The sequence below is a fragment of the Streptomyces sp. NPDC057950 genome (genome assembly GCF_042887295.1).
GTDB lineage: Bacteria > Actinomycetota > Actinomycetes > Streptomycetales > Streptomycetaceae > Streptomyces > Streptomyces kaempferi.
Genome location: NZ_JBHVPP010000001.1, coordinates 795,496 through 810,923, shown reverse-complemented (window position 1 = coordinate 810,923; position 15,428 = coordinate 795,496). Strand labels below are relative to the sequence as shown.

The 15,428-nt window shown below is 71.3% G+C and carries 11 protein-coding genes; 7 read left to right on the top strand and 4 right to left on the bottom strand.

The features are described 5' to 3' along the window. The first annotated feature begins 199 nt into the window (after nucleotides 1-199). Together ACFVTC_RS03555 and ACFVTC_RS03550 are read left to right on the top strand one after the other, a co-directional pair. On the top strand, nucleotides 200-1,294 hold the full coding sequence (locus tag ACFVTC_RS03555) for a chemotaxis protein (protein WP_390123472.1): 1,095 nt from the start codon (nucleotides 200-202) through the stop codon (nucleotides 1,292-1,294). Nucleotides 1,295-1,344: 50 nt separating this feature from the next. Further along, nucleotides 1,345-2,358, top strand: coding sequence for a Gfo/Idh/MocA family protein (locus tag ACFVTC_RS03550; protein WP_390123470.1), 1,014 nt, complete (start codon nucleotides 1,345-1,347; stop codon nucleotides 2,356-2,358). On the opposite strand, the gene ACFVTC_RS03545 is transcribed toward ACFVTC_RS03550, so the two are convergent. Beyond that, on the bottom strand, nucleotides 2,359-4,380 hold the full coding sequence (locus ACFVTC_RS03545) for a phosphocholine-specific phospholipase C (RefSeq protein WP_390123468.1): 2,022 nt from the start codon (nucleotides 4,378-4,380) through the stop codon (nucleotides 2,359-2,361). A gap of 190 nt (nucleotides 4,381-4,570) precedes the next feature. Then, nucleotides 4,571-5,635: a medium chain dehydrogenase/reductase family protein gene (locus tag ACFVTC_RS03540; RefSeq protein WP_390123466.1), complete on the bottom strand. Its 1,065-nt coding sequence runs from the start codon at nucleotides 5,633-5,635 to the stop codon at nucleotides 4,571-4,573. A 134-nt stretch (nucleotides 5,636-5,769) separates the two neighbouring features. Here ACFVTC_RS03540 and ACFVTC_RS03535 point away from each other — a divergent pair, with 134 nt between their 5' ends. Both ACFVTC_RS03535 and ACFVTC_RS03530 read left to right on the top strand, forming a co-directional pair. Then, nucleotides 5,770-6,450: a TetR/AcrR family transcriptional regulator gene (locus ACFVTC_RS03535; RefSeq protein ID WP_390123464.1), complete on the top strand. Its 681-nt coding sequence runs from the start codon at nucleotides 5,770-5,772 to the stop codon at nucleotides 6,448-6,450. 294 nt (nucleotides 6,451-6,744) lie between these two features. Further along, nucleotides 6,745-8,157 carry a PP2C family protein-serine/threonine phosphatase gene (locus tag ACFVTC_RS03530; protein ID WP_390123462.1) on the top strand — a complete coding sequence of 471 codons (1,413 nt, stop codon included), beginning with the start codon at nucleotides 6,745-6,747 and terminating at the stop codon, nucleotides 8,155-8,157. A gap of 100 nt (nucleotides 8,158-8,257) precedes the next feature. Here the strand turns inward: ACFVTC_RS03530 and ACFVTC_RS03525 are convergent, their stop codons facing one another. After that, on the bottom strand, nucleotides 8,258-9,757 hold the full coding sequence (locus ACFVTC_RS03525; protein ID WP_390123460.1) for a hypothetical protein: 1,500 nt from the start codon (nucleotides 9,755-9,757) through the stop codon (nucleotides 8,258-8,260). 232 nt (nucleotides 9,758-9,989) lie between these two features. Between ACFVTC_RS03525 and ACFVTC_RS03520 the strand changes: the two genes are divergently transcribed. From ACFVTC_RS03520 to ACFVTC_RS03510, 3 genes are all read left to right on the top strand, one after another. Then, nucleotides 9,990-11,129 carry an aminoglycoside phosphotransferase family protein gene (locus ACFVTC_RS03520; RefSeq protein WP_390123458.1) on the top strand — a complete coding sequence of 380 codons (1,140 nt, stop codon included), beginning with the start codon at nucleotides 9,990-9,992 and terminating at the stop codon, nucleotides 11,127-11,129. A 461-nt stretch (nucleotides 11,130-11,590) separates the two neighbouring features. Next, the gene (locus ACFVTC_RS03515) at nucleotides 11,591-13,570 is read left to right on the top strand and encodes an N-acetylmuramoyl-L-alanine amidase (RefSeq protein ID WP_390123456.1); all 1,980 of its coding nucleotides are present in this window, start codon (nucleotides 11,591-11,593) and stop codon (nucleotides 13,568-13,570) included. 233 nt (nucleotides 13,571-13,803) lie between these two features. Continuing rightward, a complete protein-coding gene (locus ACFVTC_RS03510; RefSeq protein WP_390123454.1) occupies nucleotides 13,804-14,823 on the top strand; it encodes an LLM class flavin-dependent oxidoreductase in 1,020 nt (339 codons plus the stop codon). Nucleotides 14,824-14,880: 57 nt separating this feature from the next. Here ACFVTC_RS03510 and ACFVTC_RS03505 read toward each other — a convergent pair whose 3' ends face one another. Then, a complete protein-coding gene (locus ACFVTC_RS03505; protein ID WP_390123452.1) occupies nucleotides 14,881-15,378 on the bottom strand; it encodes a hypothetical protein in 498 nt (165 codons plus the stop codon). Between the last annotated feature and the right edge of the window lie 50 nt (nucleotides 15,379-15,428).

Below are 15,428 nucleotides of genomic sequence, written 5' to 3'. Positions count from 1 at the left end.
CGCCCCCGGTGGTGAGCGTCAGCGGTGTCGGTCCGGCGGCGGTCGCCCCGGTGTCCGTGCCGCCCCTGATCACGGGCGTCCGCGACAGCGTCACGGGGGTCCTGCGACGGTCCCGGGACCAGGCCGGACGGACCCCGGCCGCCACCAGCGATCGATTACCCCAAATGCCCGACAGGTGAATCAGTCCTATGGTGCTCATATGGAGCATGCGCTGAGTCCCGCAACCCTCTCCGAACTGCGTCGGCCGCGGCCCTACCCCGCGGTGTCCGTGCTGACGCCGACGCACCGCCGCGAACCGGACAACGCCCAGGATCCGGTCCGGTTGCGCAATGTCGTGGCCGAGGCCAAGAAGCAGATCGAGTCCGATCCGGCGGTCACCCGTCAGCGGCGGGCCGAACTGGTCCAGCAGCTCGACCTGGCCCTGGCCGAGGTCGACCTGGCCCACGCCGAGGACGGTCTGGCGATCTTCGCGGCGCCCGGCGAGCACCAGGTGTGGTCGCTGGCCCGGCGGGTCCCCGAGCGCGTCGTGCTCTCGGACACCTTCCTGACCCGCAACCTCGTCGCCGCCCAGTCCTCCGAGCGGCCGTTCTGGGTGCTCTCGGTCTCGGCGGACCGGGTGACGCTGTGGAACGGCGGCGGCGACCGGGTCACCGAGGAGCGCACCGACGACTTCCCGCTGACCCGCAGCCTGGAGGACCCGGACGCCGAGCGCCAGGAGCGCGTCGGTGACCTGGCCAGCACCTTCCGCGCCGAGCGGACCCGGAACTTCCTGCGTGAGGCCGACACCGCGATGAGCGCCGTGCTCCGTGAGCAGGGCCGGCCCTTGTACGTCACCGGTGACACCGCCGCGCTCTCCCTCCTGGACGAGGTCGGCACGGTCACGAAGGACGCGTGGCACCTCCAGCACGGCGGTCTCGCGCACGGCACGCCCGAGGCCGTCTGGCAGGCGGTCCGCCCGCTGGTCGGCGCGGAGGAGCGGAGGAACGCCGACGCGGTGGCCCGCGAGCTCGAATCGGCCCGTGGCCGCAAGGAGTTCGCCGCCGGGGTCGACGAGCTGTGGCAGAACGCGTCGCAGGGCCGGGTCCGGCTGCTCGCCGTGGAGGAGAACTACCGCGAGACGGTCCGCGACGGCGGCGAACACCTCGTACCGGCCGACAGCGGTGACCTCGACGCCCGCGAGGACATCGTCGACGAGATCGTCGAACAGTGTCTGGAGACCGGCGCCGAGGTCCGTTTCGTCCCCGACGGCAGTCTCGGTGACGCGAAAGGCATCGCCGGGGTGCTGCGTTACTGATCTTTCCGGCCGACAATCTCCTGGAGAACTGTCGGTCGAGAGGTGAGCACGTGAGCGAGTTGTTGGGTGTGGCGGTACTTGGTGCTGGCCACATGGGAGCCGACCACATACGACGGATCGACCGAGTGGTGAACGGTGCTCGGGTCGCGGCGGTGGCCGATCCCGACACCGGGCGGGCCGAGGACGCCGTCGCCGGGATCGACGGCGTCTCGGTGCACACCGAGGTGTCGGCCGCCCTGGACGCGCCCGGCGTGCGGGCCGTGCTGATCGCCTCCCCCGGTCCCGCGCACGAGGAAGCGCTGCTGGCGGCCTTCGAACGCGGCCTGCCGGTGCTGTGCGAGAAGCCGATGGTGCCGGAGTCGGCGGGGGCCCTGCGGGTGGTGGAGGCCGAGGCACGGCTCGGGCGGCGGCTGGTGCAGATCGGCTTCATGCGCCGGTACGACGCCGAGTACGTGCGCCTGAAGTCCCTGCTGGACAGCGGGCGGCTGGGCCGTCCGCTGATGCTCCACTGCACGCACCGCAACGTCTCCTCGCCGGCCGGCTTCACCTCGGCGATGCTGGTGAACAGCTCCGTCTCGCACGAGATCGACGCGGCGCGCTGGTTGCTGGGCCAGGAGCTCACGGCCGTGACGGTACTGCGTCCGCGACCGTCGTCGCACGCGCCCGCGGATCTCCTCGACCCCCAGTTCGTGCTGTTCGAGACCGCGGAGGGCGCCCTCGTCGACGTGGAGGTCTTCGTCAACACCGGCTTCGGCTACCAGGTGCGCTGCGAGGCGGTCTGCGAGTCCGGGAGCGCGCGGATCGGGGACGAGAACGCGATGCGGGTGACGACGGCGGACGGCGCCCGTCAGGAAGTGGCGCAGGACTACCTCGTACGCTTCGCCGACGCCTACGACCGCGAGGTGCAGGCATGGGTGGACGCCACCCGTGAGGGCCGCGTCACCGGGCCCAGCGTCTGGGACGGCTACGCCGCGTCCGCGGTGGCCGAGGCGGGTGTCCGGGCGCTGGAGAGCGGTGGCCGGGTGGCCGTCGAACTCGCCGCGCGCCCGGACCTCTACGCGTGATCAGCCGCTGACGCTCGCGGCGCCCGTCTCGATGTGCCCGGTGAACCGGCGTGACCAGCTCGCGTCCGAGTCGACGGTGACCGTGAAGTCGTACCAGCCGTCCTGGTACGCGACGGCGTTGAAGTAGTCCTCGGCCCAGCCGCCCGCGGCGACGGTGTACGTCCACGGCCCGTCGCCGCGGTACTGGTTCGCGGTGATGGTGAACCTCACCGACGAGGCGGAGGAGTTGGCCATCCTGAAGTAGACGGCCGGCTTCCCGGTCCCGGGCTCGGTGGCGTAACGAGCGCTCACCTCGGCCGACTTGCCCGCCTGCGTCGCGTCGCCCCGGAACCGGCGCAGGAAGCGGTTGGGCCCGGTCATGGTGAGGTCGTACTTCCCGTCGCCGTACCCCGAGCCGATGTTGAAGTAGTCGGAGGCGGTGCCGCCCGCGTCGACCGTGTACTGCCAGGGCGTGGTGTCGCGGTAGGCGTTCGGATGGATCGAGAAGTGCGCGGCGCTCCTGGCCGGGGTGCCCTGGTTGGCCATGGCGAACCAGGCGAGGATCTTGCCGCCCGAACCGAACTCGAGGTGGTCCAGGTAGCCGTTCGGCTGGTAGGGCAGGGCGCGGGCGGGCCGGGTGCCGGGCTCCTGGACGGGCAGGGCGTTGGTGGTGGGGACCGGGTTGGGCAGGGGACCGCAGGTGGCGATGCCGATGACGCTCGTGGCGGGCAGCGCGACGGCGCCGTACACCGGGTGGGCGAAGTCGAAGACGCCGGTCAGGTCGCCGGTGACCTTGCGGCGCCAGGCGCTGATGTTCGGGCAGGCGGCCGGTCTGCCCAGCGAGGCCGTCCAGGTCTCCAGGAAGCGGAGCACGGACGTGTGGTCGAAGACCTCCGACGAGACCCATCCGCCGCGCGTCCAGGGTGAGACCACCACCATCGGGACGCGGAATCCGAGACCGTACGGGGTGCCCCCGAGGAACTCCCCCGCCGTGTTCGCGGGCGGCACCGGCGGCGGCACGTGGTCGAAGAAGCCGTCGTTCTCGTCGTAGTTGAGGAACAGGACGGTGGAGTCGAAGACGTCGGGGTCGGCCGCGAGGGCCTTGTACACCAGGTCGACGAAGTGGGCGCCGTCCCCGGGCGGGGCGTACGGGTGCTCGGAGAAGGCCTGGTTGGCGACCACCCAGGACACCTGGGGCAGGGTGCCGGCGAGGACGTCGGCCCTGATGGCGGCGGCTATGTCGTCGGGGGTGGAGCCGGTGGCCTTCGGCACGGAGGCCATGCCCCGGTCGTACAGTGGGTCGCCGGCCTTGGCGGCGGCGAACTTCTTGAAGTAGGCGCAGGCGTTGTCGCCGTAGTTGTCCTGCGCGTTCTGGTAGACCTTCCAGGTCACTCCGGCCGTCTGGAGCGCCTCCGCGTAGTTCTGCCAGGTGAGGCCCGACTCGTCGCCGCCGTCGTAGCTGGATCCGTCGACCTTGCCGGACCAGAGGTAGGTGCGGTTGGGCCCGGTGGCGCTGAGCGTGGAGCAGAAGTAGGCGTCACAGATCGTGTAGGCGTCGGCGAGCGCGTAGTGGAAGGGGATGTCGGAGCGGTCCAGGTAGCCGAGCGAACGGATGTTGCCGACGCCCGAGACCCAGTTGTCGAGGCGTCCCTTGTTCCAGGCGGAGTGCTGCGAGGTCCAGGAGTGCGGGAGGTCGCCGTTGCACTGCGCGAGGGTCTCACCGTCCTTGCCGCCCGCGGCGGGTGTGGAGCTCAGTTTCCACGGGTACTGCCGGCCCCCACCGTTGGGCTGGTTGAAGACGGGATACCCGCCGGACAGCGTGATGCCGCTGCGGTCGCCGAATCCGCGGACGCCCTTGAGGCGGCCGAAGTAGTGGTCGAAACTGCGGTTCTCCTGCATGAGGACGACGACGTGCCGTACGTCCGTGATCGTGCCGCTCGCCGTGCTGGCCGCCACCGCCGGACGTGAGCCGAGGCCCAGCGCGGTGCCGGCCGCCACGGATGCCCCGAGCCCCACGAAACCTCTTCGGCTGATCGGTGTCATTCGCCCGCCCTCGTCACTGGCGTGCCCCTGCGGCACACCGCGGGCCAGCGTGCACGCGGGGATCGCCGAGATCCATACCCGCGCGGTGAGTTGCGGGTGAACAGCGGCCGAACCGTGACGGTCGGCGCCGGCCTCCGCTGGGCCGTTCACCGACGCCGAGTGCCAGGACGGACAACGGGCTGTGGTCGCCTCACGCTTCTGGCCGGGTCCGGGGGTCAGGGACGAGGACGACCTTGCCGGTGACGGTGCCGGATTCCGCCAGGCGGACGGCTTCCGCGGCCCGGCCGAGCGGGACGCGGGCCGCGACCTGCGCGGTGATGGCGCCGTCGGCGAGCAGCCCGAACACCTGCCCGAGGTCGGTGCGCAGCCGGTCCCGGAAGGCCGCGGCGCGGCGCTTGCCCGCCCAGATGTTGTAGAAGTGCGTGCGCCGGCCGTTGGGCAGCGCCTTCCACAGGAGGAGCCGGCCGACGAGCTTGAGCACCGGCAGTTTGGAGGATCCGGCGACGTCCCGCGTCGAGGCCGTGCCGTACGACACGAGCATGCCGCCGCGGGCCAGCAGCCGGAAGGAGTCGACGATGCCGTCACCCCCGACGTGGTCGAAGACCGCGTCGACGCCACCGGGCGCCAACTCCCGCACCCGGGCGGACAGATCGCCGGCACGGTAGTCGAGCGGCGTGGCGCCGAGCGCGCGGACCGCGTCGTGGTGGCGGGGCGAGGCGGTGCCGATGACGCGGATTCCGGCGTGGGCGGCGAGCTGGACGAGGGTCGAGCCCACTCCGCCGTTCGCCCCGTGCACGAGCACGGTTCCGCCGGCCCGGACGCCGGCGACGCGGTGCAGCATCTGCCAGGCGGTGATGCCGTTGACGACGACCGTCTCGGCGTCGGCGGGGTCGAGCCCCCCGGGCACCTCGACCAGGTCGGTGACGGGCAGCACGACCAGGCTGGCCCAGCCGCCCACCTTGGTCAGCGCCGCGAAGCGGCGGCCGGCCAAGGACGCGTCGACCCCCGCGCCGACCCGGAGCACGACGCCGACGAGGTCGTAGCCCGGCACGAAGGGGAAGGGAGGCTGGTCGTAGTACTTGCCACGGCGCATCTGCTGCTCGGCGAAGGAGACCCCGGAGGCCTCCAGCGCGAGGAGGACCTCGCCGGCCGCCGGCTCGGGCGCGGGGCGCGTCCGGATCTGCAGTCCGGCGGGCTCCACGACACCCGGGAGGACGACTTCGGTCACCAGGTTCGCGGTGGTGTGGGTGTCCATGACGGTCGACTCCTCTGCTCGGCGGAAACTTTCGTTAGAGAGTCACGCTTGCGTTATAGGTTCTAACGAAAGCTTGCCCCTCTACACTGGGTACGTCAAGTCCCATCCCAACGAGCGACAGAAGAGGCGATGACGTGACCACGGAGAGCCGGACGGGACCGGGCCCGCGCGATCGGTTCCGCGCACAGGTCCGGGAGGAGGTGAAGGCGGCGGCCCTGCGCCAGCTGGCCGAGGGCGGCCCGGAGGCCCTGTCGCTCAACGCCGTCGCCAAACAGCTGGGCATGACGGGACCGGCGCTCTACCGCTACTTCGCCAACCGGGACAGCCTGCTGACCGAGCTGGTCGTCGACGCCTACGAGGCACTGGCGTCCGCCCTCGCCCGCGCGGCCGGCGCCCCCGCACACGACGGGGCCGAACGCCTGGCCGCGGTCGTGCGGGCCTACCGGGACTGGGCACGGACGGAGCCGCACCGCTACCGGTTGCTGTTCCGGGCCCCCTTCAAGGGCTACGACGCCCACTCCACCCGCCTGGTCGAGGCGGCCCAGCGCGCGATGAACGTCGTGCTGAACGTGGCGAACGCGCCGGCGGCGCCGGACGCGGCCGTTGCGGAGGGTGCGGGCGACCAGGTCCAGGAGTGGATGAAGCGCCGCGGAGTCGACGACGTCCCGCCGGCGGTCGCCTCACGGACCATGATGCTCTGGGCCCATCTGCACGGTCTGGTGAGCCTGGAGATCGAGGACAACTTCGCCTCCATGGGCATCGATCCGGACCCCTTCTACGAGGCGGAGGCAGGAGAGTTCACCCGTGGCCTCTGAATCCGAACATGCCCTGGACATGACCCGCACAAGTGACCCTCGAACACACGATTGAGGAACGGCCCCAGCCACCCCGGCGAACTGTCAAGTCGCGTACTCCGTCTACGACTTGCACAAGCGACGGGCGTACCTCATCGGTCCCGGGCGACCCCTCCGAATGGACGGCGGCATATGCCATAAGCACCACCGGATCGTGTGTTGCCAAATCCCTTACAGGGCGTCGCGGGCTGTGCCACAGTCGTAACGGTCCTTCCGCCCAGCCCTGGTCGTACCGTCCCCTCATCGGAGTGCGTCATGCCGCCCCATCTCTCCGCGGACCGCCCCGCCGCGCAGCCGCCCCGGCGCGGCGCGGTCGACGCGCTGATCTCGCAGACGCGGCAACTGCGCGGCGAGATGGACGCCGTACGACGTGACGCACCCGTCGACGGCGCGGACGCCCAGGGACGCTGGCAGCGCGCACTGTGCGATCTCGCGATGCATCAGCTCAACGACCTGGACCAGCACCTGGCCCAACTCCGGGACGGCCCCCCGCCGGCCCCCGTGGAACCCACCCCCGCGCCCACCGCACCCGGCGAGGGGTCCCTGCTCAGCCGGGTCGGCAGCGCCGAGTGGAACCTGCTGACGGACGAGGCCAGTTGGTCCGGGGAGCTCTACCAGATCCTGGGCCGCGACCCCGGCGCGCCCCCGCTCACTCTCGACGAGCTGCCGTCGCTGGTGCTCGACGAGGACCGGCCGATGCTGACGGCGATGGTCACCGACTGTCTCATCGACGCGAAGCCGATCGACGGAGAGTTCCGCGTCGTGCGCCCGGACGGTGGAGCGCGGACCGTGCACATCATGGGTGAGCCCGTGCTCGACGCCGACGGGAGTACCGCCGCGATGTGGGCGGTGCTGCGCGACGTCAGCGAACTGCGGCGCAGCCAGCGGACGGTGAGCGAGACACGCGACTCGCTGCGGCACGACCGGCACGTCGCACAGAACGAGCACCGGCTCGCGGTCGAGCTGCAGGAGGCCGTCCTGCCGCCTTGGCACGGCAGCCTGCGGTCCACCCTGCGTGGCCGGGAGGCACTGGACCTGGCCGCCAGCTATCTGCCCTCCTCGGCCACCGCCCTGATCGGCGGCGACTGGTACGACGCGCTGGAACTGCCGGACGGCGAAACCCTGTTGAGCGTCGGAGACCTGACCGGGCATGGCGTCACCGTGGCCTCCGGCATGGCGATGCTGCTGGGCGCCCTGCGCGGCATGGCCATGGCGGGCACCCAGCCGGGTCAACTCCTCTCCTGGCTGAACCGATTGGTGGACGCCTCGGTGCAGCCGGTTCTCGGCAGCACCGTCTGCTGCCGCTACCGGCCCGGGACCCGCACCCTCACCTGGGCGCAGGCGGGACACCCCGCCCCCCTGCTGTTCCGCAACGGGACGGGGCGCATTCTCACGCCACCGCAGGGCGTGCTGCTGGGCGCGACCTCGGGTGCCGCCTACGGGCAGGCCGAAGAGACCCTGGAGGACGGCGACCTGCTGCTCCTGCACACCGACGGACTGGTCCCCCGGTGCCACGGTGCGGCGGCCGTCCAGAGGCTGCTCGACCTGGCCCCGCGCCTCGACGGAGCCCGCACGGCCCAGGACTGCGTACGGATGGTCGTCGAGGAGTTCGGCGAGACCCGACGCGAGGACGACGCCTGTGTGCTCGTCGCCAGGGTCGGCGGCTGAGCGGTCGGCCGGGCAGTCGGTTCGACAGTCGGTCGGCCACGCCGAACACCGGACTCGGCCCACTGGGGGCATCCCACCGGATCTCCTCGCACAGGCGGCTTCAGACCTGTGCGTCTCCCCCGCGGCGCGGCTTCAGCACCGGCTTGGGAAGGGCGAGTTGGATCTCCTCACGCAGTTCGTGGATCTTCGGGTAGCCGGAGTACTGGCCGGTGAGCCGGTACATCTCGCGCAGCCGGTCCCAGGTGCGGTGGGAGGAGTTCGCCCCCATCGACACCAGCGCCAGCCGGGCATAACGGTCCGCCTGCTCGGGATCGTCGGCGATGAAGCACGCGGAGGCCAGTGACAGCCAGTCGAAGATCTGCGACCGCTGTCGTCCGTTCTCCCGCAGGTGCAGTGCCTCCTTGGCGTGGCGTTGCGCCGTGGCCGCCGCGGCCGCGTCGTGCTCCGCGAGCGTCCGGTAGGCCAGGGCCTGCATGCCGTGCATGTCCGCCTCGTCGAACATCTGCATCCAGCTCGGCGGCGGCACGTCACCCCGGTCGGAGACGAAGAGGTCCTCCGCCTCGCCCAGGGTGCGCCGCATGGCCTGCCCCTTGCCCATCGACGCCTGTGCCCAGGCCTCGATGGTGTAGAGCATGGCCCGGGTGCGCGGCAGCATCTCCGAACCCGAGCCCGACTTGGCGAGCTTCATCAGGTCCAGGGCGTCGTCCGGCCGGCCCAGGTGCACCATCTGGCGCGCGGCACGGGAGAGCGCCTCCCCGGCACGGGGCCGGTCACCGCCTTCCCTGGCCGCGTGGGCGGCGATGACGAAGTACTTCTGTGCCGTGGGCTCCAGGCCGACGTCGTGCGACATCCAGCCCGCGAGTACGGCGAGATTGGCGGCGACGCCCCACAGGCGCCGCTGCAGATGGTCGGGATGCCGGTAGGAGAGGATACCTCCCACCTCGTTGAGCTGGCCCACCACGGCCTTGCGTTGCAGCCCGCCGCCGCGGGCCGCGTCCCAGGCCCGGAACACCTCGACCGAGCGCTCCAGTTCCTCGATCTCCTGCGACCCGATGGGGGCGGCCTCGTAGCGGTCGAACCCGGCGGGGTCGGCGTGCAGGGGATTGTCGAGGTCAGGTGCGTCGGCCACCAGGGCCGGATCGGTGTGCAGCCAATCGTGCATGGCACTGCTGAGTGCGGATCCCGCGGCGAGCGCGGCACCCGCGCCCACCAAGCCGCGTCGGTTGAGCATGAGGTCCATTCCCGTGAATTCGGTGAGGACCGCAGCAGTCCGCTCGGGCGCCCACGGCACTCCGTCGGGATGTTCCACATTCCCGCCGCCCGGCCGTTTCCCCACACGCCCGTGCCGGACCAGACCGAGGTCCTCGATGGTCACGACACGGCCGAGACGCTCGGTGAACAGAGCCGCCAGCACCCGGGGAACCGGATCGCGCGGGATCTCTCCCACGTCGATCCAGCGCCGCACCCGAGAGGTGTCGGTCGCCAGCTGGGGGTGGCCCATGGCCGCCGCCTGCCTGTTGACCAGCCTCGCGAGTTCGCCCTTGGACCAGCCGGCCAGGCCGAACAGGTCCGACAGACGAGCGTTGGGTTGTCCGTTCACATCAAGCCCCCAGGTTCTCGGCTGAGTTGACAGTAACCCTCTGTCAGTTGCTGAGCGACTATTCGCCAGGGTTCGCCAGGGTGCGCCAGATGGTGTGCCACTGGGCACCCGGTGTCAGGTAGGAATGTGCCACCCCGACCCGGTTGCCAGGGACATTCCCCCAGGGTGTTCCCGGGCGGCCGGGACGGGCGGCGCGGCAACTTGCAGGCACACGAAGGGATCTGTTTCGCCCATGTACACAGCATCGTCCTCCGTGTCCGCCCCGCCCCGGCCGCTGCATCCCCGTCCGGCGGGCAGCGGCCCCTACCTCGACCCCGCGCGACCGGCGGCCCCCGTGCTCGGAGCCGCCAGGACACGGCGCGTTCCGGGGATCGGCACCCAACCGCTCAGCGGGAGACTCGACTTGTCCGGCCCCCAGGGCGCGCAGCTGCGCACGGCGATCGCGTCGGTGCACCGGATCTGTCCCGAGTTCGCCCCGGTCCAGGTCCTGCGCCGCAGCGGGCGCTCCGTGCTCCTGGTCGGTACGACCGGGCGCAGTACGGCCGTCGCCAAGTGCTTACTGGACCACTCCCCCATCTGGGCCGAGCGGGTCAGGCACGAAATAGCGGCATACCGGTCGTTCGTGCGGCACCGGCCTCCGGTCCGGGTGCCCCGGCTGATCGCGGCGGACCCGGACAACTGCACTCTGGTGATCGAGCGGATGCCGGGCAGGGTGGCCGCGCTCCAGCGGCACCCGGCCGAGGCTCCGCCCCGCGCCGACATTCGCGCGGCGCTCGGCGCGGTGTGCCGGCTGAACGCGTGGCGGCCCCCGGCGGGGACGTTCGACGCCCCGCTGGACTACGCGGAGCGGATCTCCCGTTTCCATGAGCTGGGTCTGCTCACGGACCGGGACATGGGCGATCTGCAGAAGCTGCTGCACGGCATCGCCCACTCGTCCGGCCGTCAGGGCATGGGCCAGTTCTGTCACGGTGACGCGCTGCTGTCGAACATCCTGCTCTCACCGGCCGGTCCAGTGCTGGTGGACTGGGAGCACGCGGGCTGGTACCTGCCGGGCTACGACCTGGCGACCCTGTGGGCGGTCCTCGGTGACGCTCCCGTGGCGCGCCGCCAGATCAGTCAGCTCGCGCAGTCCGCGGGACCGGCCGCGCGTGACGCCTTCCTGGTGAACCTGATGCTCGTACTGACCCGTGAGATCCGTACCTACGAGACAGCGGTGCAGCGCTCGATGCACGACGCGGCCCCGGCGACACCGGGACCGGCCCACCCGGGCACCGTGCCGTCCGGCGAGGAACAACGGCTGCTGCTGCGACGGCTGCACGACGACTGCCAGATGGCCCGCCGGGCCGTACGGGCGGCGGTCGGTACTCGCTGAGGGCGGCGGCCGGGGAGGGGCCGAAAGGGGGACGGAGGTCCGCGGTGCGCCAGGGTCATCGGCGCGCCGCGGGCCTTCGCCGTGGACACCGAGCTCCCCGTACGCCGCCGGGACGCGCACGGGAGGGACCCGTACCGCCGGAACACGCGCGAAAGGCACCCGTACCGCCGGAACGCGCACGGGAAAGACCCGTGTGTGGCGTGGCCGTACGGCCGCCACGTCACCCGCGTCCGAGCGGGCCCACGCGTTCGCGTCGAAATCTTCACCCGATCGAGCCACTGGTCCACTCCACTGACGCCTCGCAGGCCCCCGCGCCGCCGCCACGAAATCCCTTCGGCCCCGCGCTGACATGGGAAATCAGCTGTTCCTGGGCATGATTGACGGATCGTCGGAGACCCGATACGACTGACCTCGTTCGGCCCCGCACGCCCCACCGCGCCCGACCGTTCCAGGAGGCTGCATTGCGAGGATCTCTCATCGACCCCGAGGCCACCGCCGGGCACAGACGCGCGCGCAGAACCGCGGGCGCCCTCGTCTCCGCGGCACTGATGTTCCCGCTGCTCGGCGCGGCCCCCGCGGCCGGCGTCGACCATGCTTCCGCCGGGGGGCTGCAACAGGCCTTCACCGGTGCGGCCGCCGAGTACCACGTGCCGTTGAGCGTCCTCCTGGGCGTCTCCTATCTGCAGTCCCGCTGGGACGCGCACGCCGGTGCGCCCAGCGTCGGCGGCGGCTACGGCCCCATGCACCTCACCGACGCCCGGACGGCGATCGCGCGGGCACCCCACCACAGCGAGGGCACCGAGGACGCCCGTGGCGACAGCTCCCGCGCGCCCGTCGTCCCCACGACGAAGGTCCCGGAGAACTCCCAGCTGCCGGCCCGGCTCAAGACCTTGACGAAGGCGGCCGAACTCACCGGGCTGCCGGCCGAGCGTCTGCGCACGGACGCGGCCGCGAACGTCGAGGGCGGCGCCGCACTGCTGGCCGCCGCGCAGAAGGACCTCGGCGAACCGCTGAGCGAGAACGCGGCCGACTGGTACGCCGCGGTGGCACGCTTCTCCGGCGCGGACGACAGCGCGACCGCGGCGGCATACGCCAACGATGTCTACGGAGTGATCCGTGCGGGCGCCGAGCGCATCACGGACTCCGGCCAGCAGATCAGGCTCGCCGCCCAGCCCGCCATCGGCCCCGACACGGAGCAGCTGCGGCGGGCCGGGCTGCGGACGCTCTCCACCGCCGGCACGGAGTGCCCCACGACCGTGTCCTGCGAGTGGATCCCGGCTCCCTACTCGGAGTTCGGCGACGGCGACTACGGAAACCACGACCTCGGCAACCGGCCCTCGTCGCAGAGCATCAGATACATCGTCATCCACGACACGGAGGGCGCCTGGGACGGCGTGCTCAACCTCGTCCAGGACCCGACCTACGTGTCGTGGAACTACACCCTGCGCTCGACCGACGGGCACATCGCCCAGCACGTGAAGGCCAAGGACGTGGCCTGGCACGCGGGCAACTGGTACGTCAACGCCAAGTCGATCGGCCTGGAGCACGAGGGATTCCTCGCCTCGCCGGACGCCTGGTACACGGAGGAGATGTACCGGGCCTCGGCACGGCTGGTTCAGTACCTCGCGAAGAAGTACGGCGTGCCCCTGGACCGGCAGCACATCCTGGGGCACGACAACGTTCCCGGTCCGACGACGTCCACGATCCCCGGAATGCACACGGACCCGGGTCCCTACTGGGACTGGGAGCACTACTTCGCGCTGCTCGACCACCCCCTGTACCACCGGACGAAGGCGGGCGGCGGCCTGGTCATGGTGCTTCCGGACTTCGCGTCCAACAAGCCGCAGTACACCGGATGCGTCACCAGCGGCCAGGCCTGCGCCGCCCACGGCTCCAGCGAGGTGCGTCTGCACACCCTGCCGTCCGACAGCTCACCGCTGATCAAGGACATCGGGCTGCGGCCGAACGGCGCCGGCTCGACCATCGACGTCAATGACGTGGGCTCGCGTGTCTCCACCGGCCAGCAGTACGCGGTCGCCGACCGTGACGGGGACTGGACGGCGATCTGGTACCTCGGTCAGAAGGCGTGGTTCAAGAACCCCAAGGCCCACCCGACGGCGGTGAGCACGTCGGGGCAGGTCATCACGCCCAAGGCGGGTCTCACGGACATCCCCGTGTACGGACGTGCCTACCCGGAGAAGGGGGCGTACCCGGCGGGCATCCCCGTCCAGACGGTGTCCCCGCTGTCGTACAAGCTCCTCGCGGGCCAGAAGTACGTGGCCGGTGACAAGGTGCCGGGCGAGTACTTCTACTCGCCGACCTTCGACACGACGTCGCACAAGGTCGTGACCGGCAAGGACATGTACTACGAGATCCAGTTCGGGCACCGCGTCGAGTTCGTGAGGGCTGCGGATGTGGAGGTGACGCGCTCGCACTCCTAGCGGCGGTGCACCTGTCCGCCCCGGGGGCCGGATCCGCGCACGGCGGATCCGGCCCCCGTGCCGTCTCTCCGTCCGGCCTCGCCGTCCGGCCTCTCTGTTCGGCCTCTCTGTTCGGCCTCTCCGTCCGGCGGCGGAATTCCTCGCCATGACCGGCGTGTTGATCTGATGATCGCCGGCCGTTGCCGTTGGGAACTGGCGTTCGACAGAGATGTCGTCAACGATGGAGGAGCCCCGTGCCACAGACCTCGACCCCCTTGCGGAAGCTGGGCTTCCTGACCATCGGGTTGTTCGACGAGGCCGACCCCCGTCGGGGCCACGAGTCGACGCTGGAGATCATCGCGCTGGGTGAGCGGCTGGGCTTCGACAGCGCGTGGGTGCGTCACCGGCATCTGCAGTACGGCATCTCCTCCCCCGTCGCCGTCCTGGCCGCGGCTTCGCAGCGCACCAGCCGGATCGAGCTCGGCACCGCGGTCATCCCGGTGGGCTGGGAGAATCCCCTGCGGCTGGCCGAGGACCTGGCGACCGTCGACCTGCTGTCAGGGGGCCGCCTGAATCCGGGCGTCAGCGTCGGGCCGCCGATGCACTTCGACCAGGTCAGGCACGCGCTCTATCCCGACACCGCGGAGGTGGAGGACTTCGGCTACGGCCGCGTGGAACGGCTGCTGGACTTCGTGCGCGGCGCTCCGGCCACCGACTTCAGCGGCGTCGAGGGCATCGAGGTCTTCTCCGACCGCGTCCAGCCGCAGGCGGCCGGCCTCGGTAACCGCATGTGGTACGGCGGCGGCAGCCTGCGGTCGGCGCGGTGGGCGGGGGAGCATGGAATGAACCTTCTGACCAGCAGTGTCGTCAAGGCGGAGGAGTCGGAGGACTTCGCCGAGGTGCAGCTGTCGCACATCCGGACCTTCCGTGCCCACCACCCCGACCGCGACCGGGCCCGCGTCTCGCAGGGCCTCGTCGTGATCCCCACGGACAGCGCCACGCCCGAGCAGCGCGAGAAGTACGAGGAGTACGCGCGGGGGCGCACGGCGCGTACCGCGACGCCGCAGGGGCCGGCCCGGATGATGTTCGCGCCCGACCTGGTCGGCACCTCCGCCGAGATCGCCGAACGTCTCTACGCCCACGCCGCGTTCCAGGAGGTCGACGAGGTCGCCTTCGCGCTGCCCTTCACCTTCGCGCACGAGGACTACGTCCAGATCCTCACGGACATCGCCCACGGGCTCGGCCCCGCCCTGGGCTGGCGGCCGGCCGACTGAACGCGCTGGTTCGGCCCCGCTGCGGGAGCCGGCTGCCGCACTGCGGGAGCCGGCCGCTCAGCTCTGCTGGAAGAGCTCCGGAGGCAGCGGCTTGAGCAGCGCGTACAGGTCGTCGGTGATGGGCCGGTCCCAGGCGGCGATGGTCACCAGCACGTTGTCACTGCGGTCGAACTGCACGCAGGAGATCCGGGTCTCGGAGAGCTTGAGACGGCGCACGATGAGGAGGTTGTCACCCTGCATCACCGGCATGTCCTCGACCCCGGTGACGGTGACGTCCTCGTCGTTCTCCAGCGCCAGGAGCAGCTGGGCCACCTCGAAGGGGATCTCCCCCTCCTCGACCTCCCGGGCCGGCGAACCCTCGGGCAGATTGCCGATGATCATCGCCGGGCCGCGCCCGCCGAAGAGGTCGTAGCGCAGGAAGACACCCTGGCAGCTGCCGTCGGGAGCGGGCAGCAGGCCCGCGCCGAGATTGCCCGGCCAGTCGCCCGGATCCATGGCCAGAACGTCGAAGTCGGGACCGGCGGGCGTGGCGCTGCGGCGGCGGAGGAAGGACATGCCGCAATGGTACGTGTCCGGCCGTGGGCCGGGGTCCGGGGGCGCCTCCC